We start from the raw sequence: 21,778 nt of genomic DNA on the forward strand, positions 1-21,778 counted from the left end.
GCACAGGGCTGAGCGCACCAGTGGCGCATGACCAAAGCCTCTGCAAGTGACCTTGAAGTTGCCGAGAAAATGGCCGACGCGGCGCGTGCGGCCATTTTGCCGTATTTTCGCCAGTCGAATCTTGAAACCTCAAACAAGCTGCAAGGCGGGTATGACCCTGTGACCGTGGCCGATCGCGAAGCCGAGCAGGCCATGCGATCCGTTCTGGCCGAGTTGCGCCCCGACGACGGCATCTTGGGCGAGGAGTACGGTGCGGTCGAAGGCAAATCGGGGCGAACCTGGGTGTTGGACCCGATCGACGGCACCCGCGGTTTTGTCAGCGGCACACCGACATGGGGCGTTCTGATCGCGCTAGGCGACGATAGCGGGCCGATCATGGGGGTGATTGACCAACCCTATATCGGCGAACGGTTTGTGGGTCATGCAGACGGTGCGTTCATGGCCGGTCCTCTGGGCAGAACCAGCTTGGCGACCCGTCGGACGGATGCCTTGCGGGACGCAATTCTGTTCACGACATTCCCCGAAGTTGGCACGACAGCCGAAGGAGACGCCTTTCGCGCCGTGGCCGGACAGGTGCAACTGACACGCTACGGCATGGACTGCTACGCATACGCGCTGCTGGCGGCCGGGCAGGTCGACCTGGTGATCGAGGCTGGACTGAACGCGTATGACATTCAGGCCCCGATCGCGGTGATCGAGGCGGCCGGTGGCGTCGTGACCGACTGGCAGGGCGGGCCTGCCCATCAGGGGGGGCGGGCACTGGCGGCTGCGAACCCTGAGATCCACGCCGCGGCCCTCGAGATTCTGCGCGACTTCTGACGACGGTTGCCGCTGCGACCGCGATTGACTAGGGTCAGAGCGTCGGTTCTTGCGCCCGTTTTCCACCGGCACACGCATTTCTGGCATGAGGCGGGCAGATGCAGGAGTGCGAGATGCCCGAAATCCTTCTTAGAAACGCCGAAGCGATCCTAACCATGGACGACAACCGGCAAGAATTGGCCAGCGCCGATTTGCTGATCCGTGACGGGCAAATTGCCCGCATCGGCCAAGGTTTGACCACCGACGGAGAGGTGCATGACCTCAGCGGCTGTGTCGTGACGCCGGGATTGGTCAATACCCACCACCATCTCTACCAGACACTTACCCGAGCTGTTCCGGCGGGCCAGGATGCGCTGCTCTTTGGCTGGCTGCAGACGCTCTATCCAATCTGGGCGCGGTTCGGTCCCGACGAGATGTTCACTTCGGCTCAGATCGGTCTGGCCGAGTTGGCCTTGTCGGGCTGCACGCTCAGTTCCGACCATCTGTACCTGTATCCGAATGGGTCACGCTTGGATGACACGATCGCGGCCGCTGCAGAGGTGGGGCTGCGGTTCCATCCGACCCGCGGCGCGATGAGCATCGGCGAAAGCGACGGCGGTCTGCCGCCCGATACGTTGGTCGAGGCCGAGGCCGATATCCTGAATGACATGATCCGTGTGGTCGATGCGTTCCATGACCCGTCCGAAGGCTCAATGTGCAGGGTTGGACTTGCGCCCTGTTCGCCCTTCTCGGTCAGTCGGGATCTGATGCGCAACGCCGCACTGCTGGCACGGGACAAGGGGGTCATGCTGCACACCCATCTGGCGGAAAACGACGAGGATATCCTGTATTCAGAGTCCCAGTTCGGCTGTCGACCCGGCCAGTATGCCGAGGAACTTGGCTGGACCGGCCCCGATGTCTGGCACGCCCATTGCGTGAAGCTGGACGGGGCAGAGATAGACCTGTTCTCACGGTCACGCACCGGGGTGGCGCACTGTCCCTGTTCGAATTGCCGTTTGGGCTCGGGGATCGCGCCGGTGCGCGCGATGCGTGACAACGGGGTAAGGGTTGGCTTGGGCGTTGACGGTTCCGCAAGCAACGACAGCGGCAACCTGATGGCCGAGGCGCGGCAGGCGATGCTACTGCAACGTGTGGCGAACGGTGCCGATGCCATGTCGGCGCGCGAAGCTCTGGAAATCGCGACGCGGGGTGGGGCGGACGTGCTGAACCGGCCGGACTGCGGCCGCCTGATGCCGGGCAAACGCGCGGATATCGCTGTTTGGGACACAAGGGGTGTGGAATGCGCGGGCAGTTGGGACCCGGCCGCCTTGCTGCTGGCAGGTCCGGTGCACGTCAAACACCTGTTTGTCGAGGGGCGACAGGTCGTCCGGGACGGCAACATTGCCACATTCGACCTGCCGCGCGCGATCGAACGGCAGAACAGGTTGGCCCTCGCATTGCAGGGCTGATCTGCCTTCAGGTCGAAACGCGCCGTCCGCCGATCCACACATCGGCGATGGCGCGGTCATCTCCCATCATTATTGTCGGGAACACCGCCTCCCAAAGGGACTCGGCATTGGCCTCTCGCTGGGCAATCGCGGGGGTCGAGGCGAGGTCGAGCACGATCAGGTCCGCCTCCATTCCGGGGGCGATATTGCCGATGCGGTCGTCCATCCGCAGCGACCGGGCCGAGCCTGCGGTGCCCAGCCACAGCAGTTGCGCCGGGTGCAGCGGATGTCCGCGCAATTGGCCGATTTCATAGGCGGCCGCCATGGTCCGCAACATGGAAAAGCTGGACCCGCCGCCGGTGTCGGTTGCCAGGCCGATACGATGGCCATCCCGCATCAGCCCGTGCAAATCGAACAGACCCGAACCGATGAAAGTGTTCGAGGTGGGGCAATGGATCAGCGACGCATCGACCTCACGCAGGCGGTCTCGCTCGCGCGGTTCCAGATGGATCACGTGACCATAGAGGCCGTTCGCGCCGAGCAGTCCGAATTTTTCATAGGTGTCCAAGTAGTCGCGCGCCTCGGGGAACAGCGACCGAACCCATTCGATTTCGTCCGTCTGCTCGCTGAGATGCGTCTGCATGAGGCAATCTGGGTGTTCTGCCCACAGCGCACCCATCGCCTCAAGTTGTTCGGGGGTCGAGGTCGGGGAAAACCGCGGCGTGATCGCATAGGAAATCCGGTCGACACCTTGCCATTTTCCGATCAGAGCCTTCGACTGGTCATAGGCTGTTTGGGCCGTGTCCCGAAGACCTTCGGGCGCGTTGCGGTCCATGCAGGTCTTCCCGGCCACGACACGCTGACCGCGCTGCTGGGCGGCCGTGAAAAAGGCATCGACGCTTTCGGGATGAATGGTGCAGAAACTGCACATGGTCGTGGTGCCGTGTGCGGCGGTCAGGTCAAGATATCGGTTCGAAATCTCGGCAGCGTAGTCTGCATCACCGAACTTCATCTCTTCTGGAAAAGTGTAGGTGTTCAGCCAATCAATCAGCCGTTTGCCCCAACTCGCGATCATCGCCGTCTGGGGGTAGTGGACATGGGGGTCGATGAAACCAGCCAGGATCAGGTTTTCGCCATGGTGATGAATGGCCGCCTCGGGGTGCGCGGTTTGCAAATCAGCGGTACTTCCCAACTCCCGGATTTTCCCGCCCTCGATCAGAACGGCTTCGTGCAGCCGGACCGCCTGATCCGGTTGCGTTTCGAAGGGGGAGTGTTCGAAACTCAGTACGCGCCCTGTCAGAAGCGTCTTTTGCGCCATCCGCCGTGATCTCCGCCTTGGTGAATCCGGCTTGCAGCATAGGCATGTGAAAGATGCGGGTAAATCGCACCATTGTCATTGTTTTCCGGTAGCAGCTTCTTCTATTTAGGGGCCAATTCCCAGAACAAGGGGCAGCGCATGACGACCGGCACCGAAGACAACAGAACCGACCCCTCCCGCGATGATGACGTCTATGCGCTGGACCGGCGAACGGTGGCCGCAATCCTTTACGCCGTGGATGTCGAGGATCGCGAGAAGCTGATCGAGCTGATGGAGCCGCTGCACGCGGCCGATATTGCCGACCTTCTGGAACAGATCAACCCCTACGACCGGGCGCGGCTGATCCGCCTGTATGACCGGGAATTCGACGGGGACATTCTGTCTGAACTGGACGAATCCGTCCGCGAAGAGGTCATTGGAGTTCTGCGGCCCGACGTTCTGGCCGAGGCCGTACGAGAGATGGAAAGCGACGATGTCGTGGACCTTCTGGAGGATCTGGAGGAGCCGCAGCAGGAAGCGGTGCTGGAGGCCCTTGAGGCCTCGGAACGGATCGCGGCCCTGCAGGCGCTGGCCTATCCCGAGAACTCGGCAGGCCGACTGATGCAGCGCGAAGTGGTCATGGCTCCCGATCATTGGACGGTGGGGCAGGCAATCGACTACATGCGCTCGCAGGATGATCTGCCCGAGCAGTTTTATCACGTTGTTCTGGTCGATCCGCGGCTGAAGCCGGTGGCGCAAGTCATGTTGGGCAAGTTGATGGCCGCGCGGCGCGATACCAAGTTGCAGGACATCGCCGAGGACGAGTTCCACATCATCCCGGTCGATCAGGATGAAGAAGACGTTGCCTATGCTTTCAACCAATACCACCTGATTTCCGCGCCGGTGGTGGACAGTGACAAACGGCTGGTCGGGGTCATCACGATTGACGACGCGATGGCCGTTCTGGATGAAGAAATCGAGGAAGACATGCTGCGACTGGCAGGTGTCAGTGATGACAGCTCGATTTCAGACAGTGTTGCAGCAACCAGTCGTCGTCGTTTGCCCTGGCTGACGGTCAACCTGTGTACCGCCATTTGTGCCTCGCTGGTGATTTCACAGTTCGAGGCGGCAATCGAGCAGATCGTGGCGCTGGCAATTCTGATGCCCATCGTTGCCTCGATGGGTGGCAACGCCGGAACACAGTCGCTGACCGTTGCCGTACGGGCGTTGGCGACCCGCGACCTGACGGGCTCGAACGTGGCGCGAGTCATCCGCCGAGAATTGCTGGTGGGCATGTTGAATGGGCTGTGTTTCGCCATCGTTCTGGGGACGGTGGGGATGATGTGGTTTGAATCCCCGCTGCTGGGTGTCGTGATCGGTTCCGCCTTGGTCGTGAACATGATCATCGCCGGGTTCGCGGGTACGGTAGTACCGGTGGTGCTGGATCGCCTGGGTGTAGACCCGGCATTGGCCTCGGGAACCTTCGTTACGACGACGACGGATGTGATGGGGTTCTTCATCTTTCTAGGGCTTGCAAGCGTGGTGCTGCTGTGACCGATCTGACCGAAATCAAGGCCGCAGCGCGCAAGGCTGCCTTTGCCCGACGCAAAGCGGCCTTTGACGCGGGGCCGCCGGCCGCCGCGGGCCGCCTGTCCGAGGTGCTGGCCGGATTTCGTGGGGTTCCGCTGACTGGCTACATGCCGATCCGCACCGAAATCGACCCTCTGCCCGCGATGGCCGAGGCCGCAGCCTATGGTCCCGTGGGTGTTCCGGTCATCCAAGGCGCCGGACGGCCTCTGCGGTTTTCGCGCTGGACACCCGAAGGGCCGCTGAAAGATGGTCCATTTGGCGCCAAGGTGCCCGAGACGGACGACTATTTTGACCCTGAAATCCTGATCGTGCCCCTTGTGGCATTCGATCCGCAAGGCGGGCGATTGGGCTATGGGGGCGGGTTTTATGACCGCACGCTTGAAGGGCTGCGCGCCAAACGTCCCACATTGGCCATCGGTTTCGCCTTCGACGCGCAACAGGCCGAATCCCTGCCGCTGGAACCGACGGACCAGCCGCTGGACATGATCGTTACCGAGACCAGGGTCCTGACGTTTTAGGCGTCAGTTCTCAAAGTGGCTCCGCAGATAGTCCCAGGCATCAACCTCGGTTCCATCCTCAAGGATGCACACGCCGTATTCCGATCCATCGGTGTTTTTGCGGATATGATATTCGCCGCCGTTTTCGATGCAGAAGGTCGCGGCCGGATTTGCCATTGTGGTCTTGGTCGTCGCGTGAGCAAAGCTGCCCGATATAGCGAGAGAGACAGTTGCGGTCAGGACTATGCGTTTCATCGAAATCTCCGAGTGAAAAAACCGGTTGCGCCAGAATTGCAGGTTTCCACCGGAATTCAACCCGCATGCGGCCCGCGAATTGCATCGTTCCGCCTTGTTATTGCCGTTTGCAGGGCCTAGGACCGCGATATGAGAATCTTGTTCCTGGGTGACGTGATGGGGCGCGCGGGCCGCGCCGCCGTTCAACAGCATCTGCCCCGTCTGCGCGACGAGTGGCGGCTGGATTTCGTGGTGGTCAACGGCGAGAATGCCTCGAACGGCATGGGGTTGACCGGCGATCATGCCAAGCTGCTGTTGGAGTCAGGCGCAGATTGTCTGACGTTGGGCGACCACGCTTTCGACCAGAAAGACATGCTGCAATTCGTCGAACGCGAACCCCGGATCGTGCGCCCTGTTAATTTCGCCAAGGGTGCTCCCGGTCGCGGACATCGACTGTTCACCGCGCCGGGCGGACGCAAGGTGTTGGTGGTTCAGGTGCTGGGACAGGTGTTCATGAAACGGCCGTTCGACGATCCGTTCTCGGCGGTGGAACCGATCCTGAAGTCTCACCCGCGGGGCGGTCAGGCGCATGCCATCATCGTGGACATGCATTGCGAGGCGACTTCGGAGAAGATGGCCATGGGCCACTACTGCGACGGACGCGCCAGCCTTGTCGTGGGAACCCATACCCATGTTCCGACCGCCGATGCCCAGATCCTGCCCGGCGGCACCGCTTACCTGACCGATGCGGGCATGTGCGGCGACTATGACTCGGTGATCGGAATGGACAAGCAGGAGCCGATGCGCCGCTTCATCACAGGGATGCCCAAGGCTCGGTTCACCCCGGCCAATGGCGAAGCGACGCTAAGCGGCGTTTTCGTAGAAACTGATGACCGTGACGGGCAAGCCAAGACGATCAGCATGGTCCGGGTTGGCGGGCGCCTGCAGCAGGCAGCACCGTGAACGCACGTCAGGCTTGCTCTGCGGCCTGCAATACGTGAAACTGATCCACAGGCGCTTGGGCCGGGACAGGTTTCGGACAGAACACCACGAATGCAACTCCTTCAATTGTCAGATATGGGCAGCGCGATACTTGCGCTGGCGGTTGTTGCGGGCATGTTCATCATGTTCATGCGCGAGGTCTATCCGACCGAGGTCGTTGCCATAGGCGGCGTTTCGGTGATGCTGGTCACCGGCGTGCTTCCCTACCAAAGCGCACTGGCGGTTCTGTCGAACCCGGCGCCCTGGACCATCGCGGCGATGTTCATCATCATGGGCGCCCTCGTCCGGACCGGTGCCCTGCACGCCTTTACAGCGACGGCGCAGAAACAGGCGCAGGTCAACCCGCGCATTGCCATCGGTTTGCTGATGGCATTTGTCGTCCTGGCCTCGGCGGTCGTGTCGAACACGCCCGTCGTCGTCGTGATGATCCCGGTGTTCATCCAGATTGCCCGCACGCTGAATATTTCAGGGTCGAAGCTGCTGATCCCGCTCAGCTACGCTGCGATTCTCGGCGGGACGCTGACCCTGATCGGAACCTCGACGAACCTGTTGGTCGATGGTGTGGCAAGGGCACAGGGCCTGCCGGCCTTCACGATTTTCGAGGTCACGCCGTTGGGCATCATTCTTGTCATTTACGGCATGATTTACCTGCGCTTCATCGCGCCGCGCCTTCTGCCTGAACGTGACAGCATGGCAACCATGCTCAGCGATCGGTCGAAGATGAAATTCTTCACCGAGGCGGTCATTCCGCCCGACAGCAACCTGATTGGCCGTGAAGTGACCGGCGTGCAGCTGTTCAAACGTCCGGGTGTGCGGCTCATCGACGTGATCCGCGGCGACGAGTCATTGCGGCGGAACCTGAAAGGGGTCGAACTGAAGGTCGGTGACCGCGTGGTGTTGCGCACGGAAATGACCGAGCTGCTGAGCCTGCAAAGCAACAAGGAACTCAAGCGCGTTGATCAAGTTTCGGCGGTCGAAACACGTACGGTTGAGGTTCTGATCACCCCCGGTTGTCGCATGGTCGGGCGCACATTGGGTGCGTTGCGGCTGCGTCGTCGCTATGGGGTTTACGTCTTGGCCGTGCACCGACGAAATCAGAATATCGGGGGGCAACTTGACGATCTGGTCGTCCGGGTTGGTGATACGCTGCTGCTTGAAGGCTCGCCGGCCGATATCAGCAAACTGGCTGCCGACATGGACATGGTCGACGTCACCCAGCCATCGGCCCGCGCCTTCCGGCGCGGTCATGCTCCGATCGCGATTGCTGCGCTGATTGGGATCGTGGTGTTGGCGGCGCTCGGCGTGGCGCCGATTTTCCTGCTGTCGATTCTGGCGGTTGCGGTTGTGCTGCTGACGCGATGCATCGACGCGGACGAGGCGTTTTCCTTTGTCGAAGGCCGTCTGCTAGCGCTGATCTTTGCCATGCTGGCGATCGGGGCTGCGCTGGACAGCTCGGGTGCGGTTACCCTGATCGCCAACGCGATTGCACCGTCCTTTGCCAACCTGCCGCCGTTCCTCATCGTCTGGGCGATCTATCTGCTGACCTCTGTGCTGACGGAACTGGTCTCGAACAACGCGGTGGCGGTTGTCGTGACGCCGATCGCCATCGGTCTGGCGCAGGCTGTGGGGGTGGATCCGCGGCCGCTGGTGGTTGCGGTGATGGTCGCGGCTTCGGCCTCGTTTGCAACGCCGATCGGGTATCAGACCAACATGATGGTCTACGGCCCCGGCGGGTACCGGTTCACGGACTTCATGAAGGTCGGGATTCCGCTGAACCTGACGGTTGGATTGCTGGCTTCGCTGATCATCCCCTTCCTCTGGCCGCTTTGATCTCCGGCACGAATTTGCCGCTTGGAACTGAAAAACCTTGTAAATCGCGCTGATGTCCCGATCTTTTGTGCTGGAAACTGGTGACAAAGGGATCGGACAATGCAAACCGCAAAAAGCCTGCTGGCAGGAACCGCGTTGTGGGCAGCCGTGTGGGGCGCCGCCCAGGCGGGGACCGTCGAGGGAACAGCCACATATCGCGAACGTATCGCGGTTCCGCCCGGGGCAACCCTGTTCGTCGAACTGCAGGACGTTTCACTGGCTGACGCGCCAGCCGTCACGCTGGCTGCGCAGCGCTATGCTTTGACGGGCGTGCCTGCCCAGTTCGAGCTGACTTATGACGACGCGTTGGTTCAGGATCGGCACCGCTATGTGGTGCGAGCCTCGGTGCATCAGGACGGTAAGCTGCTGTTCACCACCGATACCGCTTACCCGGTTCTGACCAACGACGCCGGAAACTCGGTCGATCTGGTCATGGTCAAGGTGCAGGAACGGGGTGCGGCGATGCTTGAGAACACGCAATGGACCGCAACCGAGGTGAACGGCGTTGCGCTGGACACCGAGAAACGCCCGCAGATTACCTTTGCCGAGGGCGGAGCCTTTGGGGGAACAGGCGGTTGCAACCGGTTCAGCGGACAGGCCGAGATATCGGGCAAGTCGATTTCCTTCCCCGACAACATGGCCGCCACTCTGATGGCCTGCCCGCCGCCGCTGGACGAGGTTGAGCGGGAATTCCTTGCCGCTCTGCCAAAGGTCGCAAGCTTTGTTCAGCGCGGGGACACTCTGGTTCTGCTCGATGCGGCAGGTGAACCGGTTCTGCAGTTCCGCCGCGACCAATAATGCCCAAGGGCCGTCAGGCGACGGCCCTCGACCGCCCGGCATTGCGGCCCGAGAAGATGCATCCGCCCAGGAACGTGCCCTCGAGCGCGTTGTAGCCGTGATAGCCCCCGCCGCCGAACCCCGCGACTTCGCCGGCCGCGAACAGGCCGGGCACCACCTGGCCATCGGCGCCGATCATCTGACTGTCCAGATTGGTCTGCAAGCCGCCCAGCGTCTTGCGGGTCAGCACATGCAGCTTGACCGCGATCAGCGGGCCGTTTTTCAGATCAAGGAACTTGTGCGGTTTGGCGGTGCGGATCAGCTTGTCACCGCGATAGTTCCGCGCCGCCAAGATCGCCATCATCTGCGCATCTTTCGAGAACGGATTGTCCACCTGTGAATCGCGGGCTTCGATCTGGGCGCGCAGATGCGCCTCGTCGATCAGGCCGCCGCCCAGATGGTTCATCCCGTTCACCAGCTCGGTTAGCGTGTTGGCGACGACGAAATCCTCGCCCTTTTCCTTGAACGCCTCGACCGGCCCGGTGGCCTTCGACCCCGACAGGACCCGCTGGCGGATCACTTCCTTCCAACTGCCCGAGGTGAAATCGGGGTTCTGTTCAGACCCGGACAGGGCGAATTCCTTCTTGATGACCTTCTGGGTCAGGACGAACCAACTGTATTCATAGCCGGTTTTCAGGATCTCGCGCAGGGTGCCCAGCGTATCGAACCCGGGCAGGCAGGGGGGCTGCAGCCGGTTGCCGCGCGCATCGAACCACATGGAGCTGGGGCCGGGCAGGATGCGGATACCATGCGCGGGCCAGATCGGGTCCCAGTTGCGCACGCCTTCGGTGTAGTGCCACATTCGGTCGCCGTTGATCACGTGGCCGCCGGCCTTTTCACTGATCGCGATCATCCGACCATCCACGTGGAAGGGCACGCCCGCCACCATGTCCTTGGGCGGTTCGCCCAGGCGGTCGCGGGGCCAACTCTGGCGCACCATCTCGAAATTGCCGCCGATCCCGCCCGAAGTGACGATGACCGACGGGGCATAGACCTCGAACTCGCCCACTTCGTCGCGGTTGGTCTTGCCGCCGCGCTGGGCCGCGTCATCGGCCAGAACCTCACCCGAGACGCCCTTGGCCTCGCCGTTCTGCATGATGATGTGGCTGACCTGATGGCGGAACTTCAACTGGATCAGGCCGGCGCTGACATGCTCGCGGACCCGGCGGATGAAATGCTCCAGCACACCCGGGCCGGTGCCCCAGGTGATATGGAACCGCGGGACCGAGTTGCCGTGACCGTCGGCATAGGACCCGCCGCGTTCCGCCCAGCCGACCACGGGAAACCAGCGCAGGCCCATCTGGTGCAGCCAGGGGCGCATCTCGCCGGCGGCGAATTCGACATAGGCCTCGGCCCATTTGCGGGGCCAGGCGTCCTCGTCCCGGTCGAACTGGGCGCTGCCCATCCAGTCGCGCAGGGCCAGGTCGCGGCTGTCGCGGATACCCATACGGCGCTGCTCGGGCGTGTCGACCATGAACAGGCCGCCAAGGCTCCAGAATGCCTGACCGCCCAGGAAATGCTCGGGTTCCTGGTCCAGCACGATCACCTTCTTGCCGCGGTCACCCAGTTCGGCTGCCGCGGCCAGCCCGGCCAGCCCGCCGCCCACGACGATCGCATCAGCAGTGTTTTCGGTCATGCTCTGTCCTTTCAGCGGTTGCGGTACCAGGCGATGAAGGGGATCGCGACGGCGTACATGGTGATCCCGTAGACGGCCGAGGGCAGGGCCAGCGGGCTGAAGCCGCTTTCGGTTCCGGTGATCAGGGCCGCCAGCGTGATGCCCAGGGTCGAGTTCTGGATGCCGGTTTCGATCGAGATGGTCTTGGCCTCATTCCACGACAGTTTCGCCGCCCGCGCCAGCCCCAACCCGATCAGCAGCAGCGCGAGGTTCAGCGAGATCAGCCCGGCGCCCATGATGCCCAGATTGTCGACGAACAGCTGCCAGTTTCCAGCCAGCGCGGCGATCACGATCAACACGAACAGGATGGTGGCCAGTTTCGAAAGGGGGCCGTCGATCCGGTTGGCAAAACCGGTTGCAAAATGGCGCAGGCCAACGCCGATGGCGACGGGCAGTGTAGTGATCAGGAACATCGCCAGCGCAAGACCGCTGATCGACACTTCAGGTGCGTCCTCGCCCATGAAGTGGTCGATCGACCAGGCCGCCAGAACCGGCACCGTGACGATCGACAGCAGGCTGATCACCGCCGTCAGGCTGACCGACAGCGCCACATCGGCCTTCGCCAGTTTCGACAGGATGTTGCTGGTGACGCCGCCCGGGCAAAAGCTGAGCAGCATGAACCCGACCGCAATTGCCGGCGGCAGGGCAAACATTTTGACCGTGGCAAAGGCCGCGACCGGCAGCAGAACGACCTGGCAGACCGCGCCGATCGCAAACGGATAACGCCGACTGATCACGCGCCGGAAATCCGCCGCCTCAAGCCCGATGCCCAAAGACAGCATGATGATGGCCAGCGAAACCGGCAGGCCCACGTTTATCAGAAGATCCAAAACAACCCCTCCCAAAGTCGTTTCGGTCCAACCTAAGCGCGCGGTCCCCGGTCAGGCAACCGCGCCGTTGGGTCACCCGTAGCGCTGGGCGAAACGGCGCAGGATTTCGCCGGGCTGCGTGACCTCGGCCGCGTGGCAGCGTTCGATCAGCGGCTGGGCGTCCTCGGGACGGAAATAGCCGTGGTCCTTGTAGATGTGGATGCGCTGCTCAAAGTCCTTGGCGTCGGCTTCGGGGTGGAACTGCGTGGCATAGACATTCTGGCCCCAGCGGATCATCTGGAACGGGCAGGGGTCTGACGCGACCAGATGCACGCAGCCCGCGGGCAGGGCCTGCACTGCCTCTTTGTGACCGACGAAGGCATCGAAGTCGGGCTCGAGCCCGGCGGTCAGCGGGTCGCGGGCGCCATCCTCGGTCAGGTGGCAGCGCGACGGGCCGACCGGCTCGCCATAGCGGTCCTTGCTGACCGGCGCGCCCAGATGCGCGGCCAGAATGCCCAGGCCATAGCAGCAGCCCATGAAAGGATGATCGTGCGCCGTGATCTGCGGCATCAGCCCCATGATCGCGCCCTCGATTCGGGCATCCATCTGAGATTTGCTGGCCGGGTCGTCGCTGACGCAGCCCGGCCCGCCGCCCACGATCACGCCAGCATAGTCGGTCACGTCAAGACCTTCGGGCAGGGCCTCGGAATCCAGACGGATGCGGTGGGTACGCTCGGGTGTCAGCCCGGACCGGTTCAGGATCGAGGCATATTCGGCGTCCGAGGCATCGGTCTCGGGGCGCAGCTGCAGGATCAGAAAGCGTTTCATGCGCTGCCCTTAGCGCGCGGTCCGGCAGTCACGCAAGCCCTCACAGCGGCCAGAACACGAGGATCGCCGGGACCGAAACCGCCACGATCAGAATTTCCAGCGGCAGGCCCATACGCCAATAGTCGCCAAAACGATAGCCGCCGGGCCCCAGCACCAGCGTATTGTTTTTGTGCCCGATCGGGGTGAGGAACGCCGCCGAGGCGGCCACCGCCACCGTCATCAGGAACGGATCGGGTGAAACCTCGAGCGTGCGCGCCATCTGGATGCCCACCGGCGCGGCCACGATGGCGGTTGCTGTGTTGTTCAGCACGTCCGACAGCGTCATGGTCACGACCATCAGAACCGTCAGGATGGCCCATGCCGGCAGGCCGTCGGTCAGTTGGACCAGCGCGTTCGCGATCAGTTCCGTCCCGCCCGAGCTTTCCAGCGCGCTGCCCAGCGGGATCATCGAGCCCAGCAGGACCACGACCGGCCATTCGATCTGATTGTAGATCTCGGTGATCGGGATGATCTTGGTCAGCACATAAGCGATCACCACCAGCCCCAGCGCGATCGGCAGATAGATCAGCCCGATGCTGGCGGCCAGAACGGCAGCGGCGAACAGGCCGATGGCCAGCCACGCTTTGTCATTCGCGGTCACGTTCAGGCCGCGTTGGGCCAGAGGCAGGCAGCCGAGCCACTCGGTCACGTCCGCGCCCCGGTCGCGCGGGCACAGCAACAGCAGGATGTCGCCCGGCTGTACCTCGGTCTTGCGGACCTGTTGGGTGATGCGCCGGCCCTGGCGGGAAATGCCCATCAGGATCGTGTTCTGCCGCCAGGCCAGCCCCAGCCCCTGTGCCGTTCGGCCATTGATGCGGGCGCTTTCGGGTACGACGACTTCGATCACCTCCAACCCGTCGCCGGCCGCGGTCAGCAGCTCTTGCCGGCGGGCATCCGAGAAATCCAGGTTCAGCGCGGCACGGAACTCGTCCAGCGCCTCGGGGCTGGCTTCCAGCACCAGCGCGTCGCCTTCCTGAAGGATCGCGTTTGCTGCGCGGCCATAGCGGCGCTTGCCGTCCCGGATCAGGCCGATGATGGCGACGTCGGATTTCTCGGCGACCTCGTCCAGCTCGGCGACGCGCTTGCCGATATGGGGAGACTCAGCCGGGATTGTCAGTTCAGCGATATATTCCGCCAGCGTTTCCGAACTCTCGGTCTGTTCGCCGCGGTTGGGGATCAGTCGCCAGCCGATCAGGGCGACGAAGGCCAGACCTGCGATGGCCGCCAGCCCGCCAACCGGGGCGAAATCGAACATGTGGAACGGCTCGCCCAGGGTTTCCTGTCGGATCGACGCGATGATGATGTTGGGCGGTGTGCCGATCAACGTGGCCATGCCGCCCAGAATGGTGGCAAAGCTCAGCGGCATCAGCGTCAGCCCAACTGAACGCCCCGCCTTGCGCGCGGTCTGAATGTCGACAGGCATCAGCAGCGCAAGCGCCGCCACGTTGTTCATGAAGGCGGACAGAACCGCTCCGATCCCGCCCATCAGCGCGATATGCGCACCCAGACCCCGCGAGGCATCGACCAGCGTGCGGGTGATCAGGAACACCGCACCCGACCGCACCAACCCGGCCGAGACCACAAGCACCAGCGCCACGATGATCGTGGCCGGATGGCCGAACCCTGCAAAGGCTTTGTCAACCGGAACAACGCCCAGGATCACGCCGACCATCAAGGCGGCAAACGCCACAAGGTCATAGCGGAACCGCCCCCAAAGCAGCAGACCGAATACCGTAATAAAGAGTGCAAAGAGAATGATCTGATCTGTCGTCATTGGGCCACCATAAACGCGCTGACTGCACGAGCAAGCGGGTGTCTTGATCCTTTGCCCCGCAAAAGTCTATATGTGCGCCGAATACGCAATCACGATTACGAGGACGCAACATGGCAGGCCACTCAAAATGGGCCAACATCCAGCACCGCAAGGGGCGCCAGGACGCCGCGCGGTCCAAGCTGTTTTCCAAGCTGTCGAAAGAGATCACCGTGGCCGCCAAGATGGGCGACCCCGATCCCGACAAGAACCCGCGCTTGCGTCTGGCGGTCAAAGAGGCCAAGTCGAACTCGGTGCCGAAGGACGTGATCGAACGCGCGATCAAGAAATCCCAGGCGGGCGACGGTGAGGATTACGAAGAAATCCGGTACGAAGGCTACGGTCCCAACGGTGTGGCCGTGATCGTCGAGGCGATGACCGACAACCGCAACCGCACTGCGTCGAACGTGCGTTCGACCTTTTCCAAGAATGGCGGAAACCTGGGCGAGACCGGCTCGGTCGGGTTCATGTTCGACCGGAAGGGCGAAGTGATTTATCCCGCATCGGCGGGCGATGCCGACACGATCTTCGAGGCGGCCATCGAGGCTGGGGCCGAGGATGTGGAAAGCTCGGAAGACGGTCATATCATCTGGTGTGCGGATACCGACCTGAACGAAGTGTCCAGTGCGCTCGAGGCGGCTCTGGGTGAATCTGAATCCACCAAGCTGGTGTGGAAACCCACGACCACCACCGAACTGGGCCTTGAGGACATGCAGCGCCTGATGAAGCTGGTCGAGGCGCTAGAAGACGATGACGACGTTCAGCGCGTGACCACCAATTTCGAGGCCACCGACGAGGTGATGGCGCAACTCTAAGCGTCGCACTCGGTTGTTTTTGGAGCCCGGCCGAACACGGCCGGGTTTCTTTTTTTGCCTGCGTCGCAGTTGGTCCTTGGCGCATATGGGTCCTGCGCATACCCTTAGGGTTGAACCGCGCACAAAGGAGCTGGCAGAGACCTTGCGACAGACAGGTCGGGGCCGGCACGACAGGACATGACAGGCAAATCCACGGAATTGGAGCGGCGAAATGTGCCGGTTCTGGCAAGCCAAAGCGTGCTGTCCCAGGTCGCGTGGACGATGGGCAGCCCTTCGATCGTCTTGCCGTTTCTGGCGGTCTCATTGGAGATGCCCATGTTTCTTGCCGGGGCGCTGGTTTCCGTGCGTCAGGCAGGCAACATGATTTCGGACATGTTCTTTGCGGTCCCTGTGTCCGCGAAGCAGCAGAAGAAACGTTCCATTGCCCTGACCGAGGTCGCGATTGGTGCGTGCCTTCTGGCAGCCATCGTGGTTGCGGCGATCGGGGGCTCGCCCATGGTGGCTGCGGCTTTCGTCCTAGCCTTCTTTGCAATCGGCATGATCGAAGAGGTCCAGGCGCTGATGTTCACTGACCTTTGGGGGGATCACCTGCGCTCGAAATCCCGGATCTGGATGAGCTATCTTCAACTGGGGGCAGGGGGGCTTGGGGCCATCGGGCTGACACTGACGCTGCATCATCTGACTTCGGACAACCCGCCATTCTCGCGTCACTCGACCGTGATCGCGGTGTCTGCCGGGTTCTTTGTGCTGTCCGGATTGTCCATTCTTGCCCTTGCGGAACTGTCGCGGTCGCAACCCCAGGCGCAAACCGGTCGTCGAGCGGCGGGGCAGTTCCTGTCGGACGCTCGGGCCATGTTCGAATTCGCCTGGTTCCGACGGTATCTGACCATGCGGCTGCCGCTGGTCGGGGTTTCTCTGTCGGTGCCGTTCTTTGCATTGATCGCAGCCGAGGCGCATCATGGATCGGCCAAGGGACTGACGGCGTTGATCATTTCGTCGGCGACCGGCTATCTGGTCGCCGCGCCCCTGTGGCAGCTCGTGAACATGAAGTCACACCGGGCGGTCATGGTGGCCGGGTCGTTGATGGTGGGGGTGACGGGCGTCGTTCTGGTTGCGGTTCACTGTTTGCACCTTGACCACGACGTTCACTTGCACGCGATCGCCCTGTTCGTGGCGACCGTCGCGACAACCGGCATCGGCAGTGCGCGCAAGCTGTATTTCATCGACACCGCGCCCAAGGAACAGCGGGTCAAGGCGTCTGCTGCGATCAAGAGCATTTGCAGACTCGTGGCGATTGTCGGGTCGGCCGGGTTGGCGGCGGTTGCGCATATGAACGAGGTCGCACTGGCGGTCGCTTTCCTCACCCTGTGCAGCTTCTGGTCGGCAATCGCATGCTATCGTCTGGTCACGCCGCAGCGGAAGGATGCGGAACGCGCCACCTGAGCCATCGATCACAGCGTGGTGTTACGGGTTTGCCAGCACTTGCGTCGCAACTTTCCGGACCGCTCGCGTCAACGGTGAAAGCGCCGGTGCAAGGATACGCCCGACCTGCCAGGTCAGAGGCACATCCAGCGGGGTGTTGGGCACAAGCTCGCGCAGACGGCCATCCGCGATCGCGCTTTGGACCAGATGCGCGGGGTTCATCCCCCAACCCAAACCTGCGGCAGCAGCGGCTACGAACCCGTGAGACGAGGGTAGGAAGTGGGTCGGCGGAGACAGCCGGCTACCCGTTTGCGCATGGATCCAGGCCTTTTGCAGGGCATCCTTCCTGTTGAAGGTCAGGCAGGGTGCCTGCGACAGGCTCTGAGCATTCACTCCGCCAGAGAACCAACGAGCCATGAACTCGGGGCTTGCCGTCGGCAGGTATCTGAGCGTGCCGAGGGCAATGGAATCGCATCCCGGGACGGTCTGCCCGCCCACCGAGATGGCAGCGCTGACATCTCCACGCCGCAGCCATTCAGCCGAGTGATCCTGATCGTCGATCACAAGGTCAAACAGCATATCATCAACGGCTGCCATCGCGTCTATGAACCAGGTGGAAAGAACATCCGCCGGAACCGCGATCCTGACTCGGGTGGGGCCTGTGCCCTGTTCCAGCGAAAGCTCGCGATTGAGTTGCGCTTCAAGCAGGCCGATGTCTTCGGCATGGCGGGCAAGCCGCAAGCCAGCCGGGGTTCCGGTGCAGGGTGTGCCGCGGTGAATCAACGATACGCCGACCCGATCCTCCAGCGCCTTGATCCGTTGCGAAATCGCAGATGGCGTTACCGCCAGTTCAGCGGCGGCGGCGTCAAAGCTGCCATGCCGCAGAATAGCGGCCAACGCGGCCAGGTGATGTGGGTCCAAGTGCATTAGAAAAACTAATTATGGCTCATTATCTTTAATTTGATACATGCGTATCTGTCGCGTAGTCAACAGACCTGAACAGGAGGGTCCATGTCTACATCCGTCATCGCCGGCTTTGCGCTTGGCTTCAGTTTGATCCTGGCAATCGGCGCTCAGAATGCGTTTGTCCTCAGGCAGGGGCTCCGGCGCGAGCATGTTTTTGTGTTGTGCCTGACATGCGCCGTGTCGGACGCCATTCTGATCGCCGCAGGTGTCGCGGGTTTCGGCAGCCTGGCAACTGCGGCGCCGTGGTTCGAGCCGATGATGCGATACGGCGGCGCGCTGTTCTTGACGTGGTACGGACTGCGCAGTCTGGCGTCAGCCTGGCGCGGCGGCGCCGCGCTTGAGGTCGGAGAGGCGAAGCGTACAAGTCTGCGCGCGGCCTTGCTGACCGTTCTGGCCTTCACCTGGCTCAATCCGCATGTCTATCTGGACACGGTGGTGCTGATCGGTTCGATTTCGGCGCAGTATGAAGACCGGATGGGTTTCGCCATCGGCGCCATGTCCGCCAGTTTCGTTTTCTTCTTCTCTCTGGGATATGGGTCCCGGGTGCTGTCTCCCATTTTCGCAAGGCCCAGGGCATGGCAGGTGCTGGATGTGCTGATTGGTATCGTCATGTTGGCGATCGCCTGGAAGCTGGTCGCAATGTAGAGGCTTGTTCGTCGCCGGGTTTCCGTGTTCAACCGGACCCATGACAACGATCGCCACCCAATCCCGCCCTCTTGCCGGAATGTTCTGGATGTTCAGCGCTGGGCTGTCCTTTGTGGCGATGACAGCCTTGGTCAAATCTCTGGGTACCTCGATGGATCCGATTGAGGCTGCGTTCCTGCGTTATGCTTTGGGGCTGGTCTTTCTGCTGCCAGCCATGCGGGCGATCCTGACCACGCATCTGACCCGCCGGCATATCGCCTTGTTTGGACTGCGTGGGGCCATACATGCGGTCGGGGTCATGTTGTGGTTCTTTGCGATGACCCGTATCCCGCTGGCGGAAGTGACTGCGATGAACTACCTGACGCCGGTCTATGTGACCTTGGGCGCCGCGCTTTTTCTGGGCGAGACGATGGCCTTTCGCCGTATCGCGGCCGTGCTTGTCGCCATCGTGGGCGCTGTGATCATTCTACGACCCGGGTTCCGCGAGATTTCCGCCGGGCATCTGGCGATGCTGGGCACCTCGCTGATGTTGGGGGGGTCGTACCTGCTGGCCAAAGCGATGGTGCAGGACGTGCGGCCTTCGGTCGTTGTGGCGCATCTGTCGATCTGGACGACGTTGTTTCTTATCCCTTTTGCGATCGCCGTCTGGACTCCGCCCAGCCTGCGCGACATCGGCGTGCTGTTCATGATCGCCAGTTTTGCAACGGCGGGGCACTATTTCATGACCTTGGCTTTGCAGGCTGCACCCGTCGCGGTGACCCAGCCGGTCACCTTCCTGCAGCTGATCTGGGCCACGCTTCTAGGTGCGCTTGTGTTTCAAGAGGGCATCGATATCTGGGTCGTCGCTGGGGGGACGCTGATCCTCGCAGCGGTCAGTTTCATAACCTGGCGCGAGGCCGTTCTGAACCGCAGTGGCTTGACCCCTCCAAGCCTTGCCCCCAAGCTGTAAAAGCCCCGGAGCCCCCAAGGGCAACGTTATTGATTGACGAGTCAATAAAAAGCCCTTAGCGTTTGTTCTGTTGAGACTAGGTTTGGGGGCGGTTATGCCAAAACTCGGAATGGAGCCGATCCGGCGCGATGCGATCGTCAGGGCGACGATTGCCGAGTTGGGGTCCAAGAAGTCCCTGGATGTAACCGTCAGTCAGATCGCCAAACGCGCCGGCATGTCCAGCGCCCTCGCGCACCATTACTTCGGGGGGAAAGACCAGATCTTTCTGGCGGCGATGCGGCGCATCCTTGGCGATTTTGGCGCCGAAGCCCGAACCGAACTGAAGGCCGCGGCACCGGACCAGCGCGCCCAGGCCATCATCCGCGCCTGTTTCGCGCCGTCCTGCTTTACGCCCGACGTGATCGCCGCGTGGATGACCTTTTACGTTCTGGCCCAGACCAACGATGACGCGCTGCGCCTGTGGCAGATCTATCAGGCGCGGATTCGGTCCAACCTGATCCACGCGTTGCGCCCGCTGATGAAGGACCCGGTCGAAGCGGCCGAGAACATGATCGCTCTGATCGACGGCCTGTATATCCGCGCCGCTTTGTCCGCGCCTGAGGAACCGCAACTGGCGGTTTCCCACGCCATGCGCGTCCTGACGACCTTGCTCGAGGCCGAAAAATGACACGACCCAACATTCTGATCCTGATGGTGGATCAGCTCAACGGAACCCTCTTTCCCGACGGTCCCGCCGAGTGGCTGCACGCGCCCAACCTCAAGAAACTGGCGGCGCGGTCAACGCGGTTTGCCAACGCTTACACGGCCTCACCGCTGTGTGCGCCGGGGCGGGCCAGCTTCATGTCGGGCCAGTTACCCTCGCGCACGGGCGTCTATGACAACGCGGCCGAGTTCCGCAGCGACATCCCCACCTATGCCCACCACCTGCGCCGCTCGGGTTATTACACCTGCCTGTCGGGCAAGATGCATTTCGTCGGCCCCGACCAATTGCACGGGTTCGAGGACCGCCTGACCACCGACATCTATCCGGCCGATTTCGGCTGGACCCCGGATTACCGCAAACCGGGCGAACGCATCGACTGGTGGTATCACAACATGGGCTCGGTCACTGGGGCAGGCGTGGCCGAGATCACCAACCAGATGGAGTATGACGACGAGGTCGCCTATCACGCCAAGGCCAAGCTGTATGATCTGGCCCGTGGCAAGGATGACCGCCCGTGGTGCGTGACCGTCAGCTTCACCCACCCGCATGACCCCTATGTTGCGCGGCGCAAATACTGGGACCTGTACGAGGATTGCGAGCACCTACTGCCCGAGGTCGGCGATCTGGGCTATGAAAACCAAGATCCACATTCCCAGCGCATCTTCGACGCCAATGACTGGCGCAGTTTCGACATCACCGAAGAAGACATCCGCCGCTCGCGCCGGGCCTATTTCGCCAACATCACCTATCTGGACGACAAGATCGGCGAGATCCTCGAAGTGCTGGAGTCCACCCGGCAGGAGGCGATCATCCTCTTCGTCTCGGACCACGGCGACATGCTGGGCGAGCGGGGCCTTTGGTTCAAGATGAACTTCTACGAAGGCTCGGCCCGGGTGCCGCTGATGATCTCGGCGCCGGGCCTGCCGACGGGCCGCATCGACACCCCGGTTTCGACCATCGACGTGACCCCGACGCTGGGTGAACTGGCGGGGGTGGACATGGCGGAGATCGCTCCGTGGACGGATGGCGAAAGCCTGGTGCCGCTGGCCAACGGCACCGAGCGCGCGGCGCCGGTTCTGATGGAATACGCGGCCGAGGCGTCTTATGCCCCGCTGGTGTCGATGCGCTATGGCAAGTGGAAATACAACCGCTGCGCGCTGGACCCCGATCAGCTGTTCGACCTCGAGGCCGACCCGCACGAGTTGGTGAACCTGGCCGGCAAGCCCGAACACGCCGGTACGCTGCAAACCCTGCGCGCCAAGTCCGAGGCGCGCTGGGATCTGGACCGGTTCGACGCCGAGGTACGCGCCAGCCAGGCGCGGCGCTGGGTCGTGTACGAGGCGCTGCGGCAGGGCGGCTATTACCCGTGGGATTATCAGCCGCTGCAGCAAGCGTCCGAGCGCTACATGCGCAACCACATGAATCTGGACAACCTTGAGGAAAGCCAGCGCTTCCCGCGCGGCGCATGACCTCTTTCGAATTTTGAAGATACGCCCACCGGTGGCAACGCACGGGACATCCGGCGCCACCGGTTGGGGCCAATGG

Annotated in this window: 20 protein-coding genes; 13 read left to right on the forward strand and 7 right to left on the reverse strand. The window is 62.4% G+C overall.

Annotation, left to right across the window (positions count from 1 at the left end; translation table 11 throughout):
• Window positions 1-27 precede the first annotated feature (27 nt).
• Together hisN and AC2FM5_RS03720 are read left to right on the forward strand one after the other, a co-directional pair.
• Window positions 28-819, forward strand: a complete 792-nt coding sequence (gene hisN / locus AC2FM5_RS03715; protein ID WP_496733987.1) for a histidinol-phosphatase — start codon at window positions 28-30, stop codon at window positions 817-819.
• A 113-nt stretch (window positions 820-932) separates the two neighbouring features.
• On the forward strand, window positions 933-2,267 hold the full coding sequence (locus AC2FM5_RS03720; RefSeq protein WP_496733989.1) for an 8-oxoguanine deaminase: 1,335 nt from the start codon (window positions 933-935) through the stop codon (window positions 2,265-2,267).
• 7 nt (window positions 2,268-2,274) lie between these two features.
• Here the strand turns inward: AC2FM5_RS03720 and guaD are convergent, their stop codons facing one another.
• Complete coding sequence (gene guaD / locus AC2FM5_RS03725; protein WP_170440699.1) at window positions 2,275-3,564, reverse strand: guanine deaminase; 1,290 nt, start codon at window positions 3,562-3,564, stop codon at window positions 2,275-2,277.
• A 138-nt stretch (window positions 3,565-3,702) separates the two neighbouring features.
• Between guaD and mgtE the strand changes: the two genes are divergently transcribed.
• Both mgtE and AC2FM5_RS03735 read left to right on the forward strand, forming a co-directional pair.
• A complete protein-coding gene (mgtE, locus tag AC2FM5_RS03730) occupies window positions 3,703-5,097 on the forward strand; it encodes a magnesium transporter (protein ID WP_170357218.1) in 1,395 nt (464 codons plus the stop codon).
• Window positions 5,094-5,651: a 5-formyltetrahydrofolate cyclo-ligase gene (locus AC2FM5_RS03735; protein WP_496733992.1), complete on the forward strand. Its 558-nt coding sequence runs from the start codon at window positions 5,094-5,096 to the stop codon at window positions 5,649-5,651. The genes mgtE and AC2FM5_RS03735 overlap by 4 nt, the downstream gene beginning before the upstream one ends.
• Window positions 5,652-5,654: 3 nt before the next feature.
• On the opposite strand, the gene AC2FM5_RS03740 is transcribed toward AC2FM5_RS03735, so the two are convergent.
• Entirely contained in the window at window positions 5,655-5,885 is a 231-nt protein-coding gene (locus AC2FM5_RS03740) for a putative hemolysin (protein WP_496733994.1), read from the reverse strand.
• 129 nt (window positions 5,886-6,014) lie between these two features.
• On the opposite strand from AC2FM5_RS03740, the gene AC2FM5_RS03745 reads away from it, so the two are divergent.
• From AC2FM5_RS03745 to AC2FM5_RS03755, 3 genes are all read left to right on the forward strand, one after another.
• On the forward strand, window positions 6,015-6,827 hold the full coding sequence (locus AC2FM5_RS03745; protein WP_496733996.1) for a TIGR00282 family metallophosphoesterase: 813 nt from the start codon (window positions 6,015-6,017) through the stop codon (window positions 6,825-6,827).
• A 90-nt stretch (window positions 6,828-6,917) separates the two neighbouring features.
• Window positions 6,918-8,696: an SLC13 family permease gene (locus AC2FM5_RS03750; protein WP_496733998.1), complete on the forward strand. Its 1,779-nt coding sequence runs from the start codon at window positions 6,918-6,920 to the stop codon at window positions 8,694-8,696.
• 99 nt (window positions 8,697-8,795) lie between these two features.
• On the forward strand, window positions 8,796-9,533 hold the full coding sequence (locus AC2FM5_RS03755) for a YbaY family lipoprotein (protein ID WP_480632720.1): 738 nt from the start codon (window positions 8,796-8,798) through the stop codon (window positions 9,531-9,533).
• A 13-nt stretch (window positions 9,534-9,546) separates the two neighbouring features.
• Here AC2FM5_RS03755 and AC2FM5_RS03760 read toward each other — a convergent pair whose 3' ends face one another.
• From AC2FM5_RS03760 to AC2FM5_RS03775, 4 genes are all read right to left on the reverse strand, one after another.
• Window positions 9,547-11,208, reverse strand: a complete 1,662-nt coding sequence (locus tag AC2FM5_RS03760) for an FAD-binding dehydrogenase (RefSeq protein WP_496734000.1) — start codon at window positions 11,206-11,208, stop codon at window positions 9,547-9,549.
• A gap of 11 nt (window positions 11,209-11,219) precedes the next feature.
• Entirely contained in the window at window positions 11,220-12,077 is an 858-nt protein-coding gene (locus AC2FM5_RS03765) for a bile acid:sodium symporter family protein (RefSeq protein ID WP_170404604.1), read from the reverse strand.
• 72 nt (window positions 12,078-12,149) lie between these two features.
• Window positions 12,150-12,884 carry a glutamine amidotransferase gene (locus AC2FM5_RS03770; RefSeq protein ID WP_170441819.1) on the reverse strand — a complete coding sequence of 245 codons (735 nt, stop codon included), beginning with the start codon at window positions 12,882-12,884 and terminating at the stop codon, window positions 12,150-12,152.
• A 40-nt stretch (window positions 12,885-12,924) separates the two neighbouring features.
• On the reverse strand, window positions 12,925-14,697 hold the full coding sequence (locus AC2FM5_RS03775) for an SLC13 family permease (protein WP_170365637.1): 1,773 nt from the start codon (window positions 14,695-14,697) through the stop codon (window positions 12,925-12,927).
• A gap of 110 nt (window positions 14,698-14,807) precedes the next feature.
• On the opposite strand from AC2FM5_RS03775, the gene AC2FM5_RS03780 reads away from it, so the two are divergent.
• A complete protein-coding gene (locus AC2FM5_RS03780; RefSeq protein ID WP_170340180.1) occupies window positions 14,808-15,548 on the forward strand; it encodes a YebC/PmpR family DNA-binding transcriptional regulator in 741 nt (246 codons plus the stop codon).
• 177 nt (window positions 15,549-15,725) lie between these two features.
• Window positions 15,726-16,991 (forward strand): permease, encoded by a 1,266-nt coding sequence (locus AC2FM5_RS03785; RefSeq protein WP_170585624.1) that lies wholly within the window; start codon window positions 15,726-15,728, stop codon window positions 16,989-16,991.
• Between the two features lie 21 nt (window positions 16,992-17,012).
• On the opposite strand, the gene AC2FM5_RS03790 is transcribed toward AC2FM5_RS03785, so the two are convergent.
• A complete protein-coding gene (locus AC2FM5_RS03790) occupies window positions 17,013-17,897 on the reverse strand; it encodes a LysR family transcriptional regulator ArgP (RefSeq protein WP_496734004.1) in 885 nt (294 codons plus the stop codon).
• An 84-nt stretch (window positions 17,898-17,981) separates the two neighbouring features.
• Between AC2FM5_RS03790 and AC2FM5_RS03795 the strand changes: the two genes are divergently transcribed.
• The 4 genes from AC2FM5_RS03795 to betC all read left to right on the forward strand — a co-directional run bounded on the left by AC2FM5_RS03795 (window position 17,982) and on the right by betC (window position 21,702).
• Window positions 17,982-18,581 (forward strand): LysE/ArgO family amino acid transporter, encoded by a 600-nt coding sequence (locus AC2FM5_RS03795; RefSeq protein ID WP_093964771.1) that lies wholly within the window; start codon window positions 17,982-17,984, stop codon window positions 18,579-18,581.
• 40 nt (window positions 18,582-18,621) lie between these two features.
• A complete protein-coding gene (locus tag AC2FM5_RS03800; protein WP_170357230.1) occupies window positions 18,622-19,530 on the forward strand; it encodes a DMT family transporter in 909 nt (302 codons plus the stop codon).
• A 94-nt stretch (window positions 19,531-19,624) separates the two neighbouring features.
• Window positions 19,625-20,197 carry a choline-binding transcriptional repressor BetI gene (betI, locus tag AC2FM5_RS03805; RefSeq protein ID WP_170369485.1) on the forward strand — a complete coding sequence of 191 codons (573 nt, stop codon included), beginning with the start codon at window positions 19,625-19,627 and terminating at the stop codon, window positions 20,195-20,197.
• Window positions 20,194-21,702, forward strand: a complete 1,509-nt coding sequence (gene betC / locus AC2FM5_RS03810; protein WP_496734008.1) for a choline-sulfatase — start codon at window positions 20,194-20,196, stop codon at window positions 21,700-21,702. The genes betI and betC overlap by 4 nt, the downstream gene beginning before the upstream one ends.
• Window positions 21,703-21,778: the final 76 nt, after the last annotated feature.

The organism is Ruegeria sp. BHSA162 (assembly GCF_059613385.1).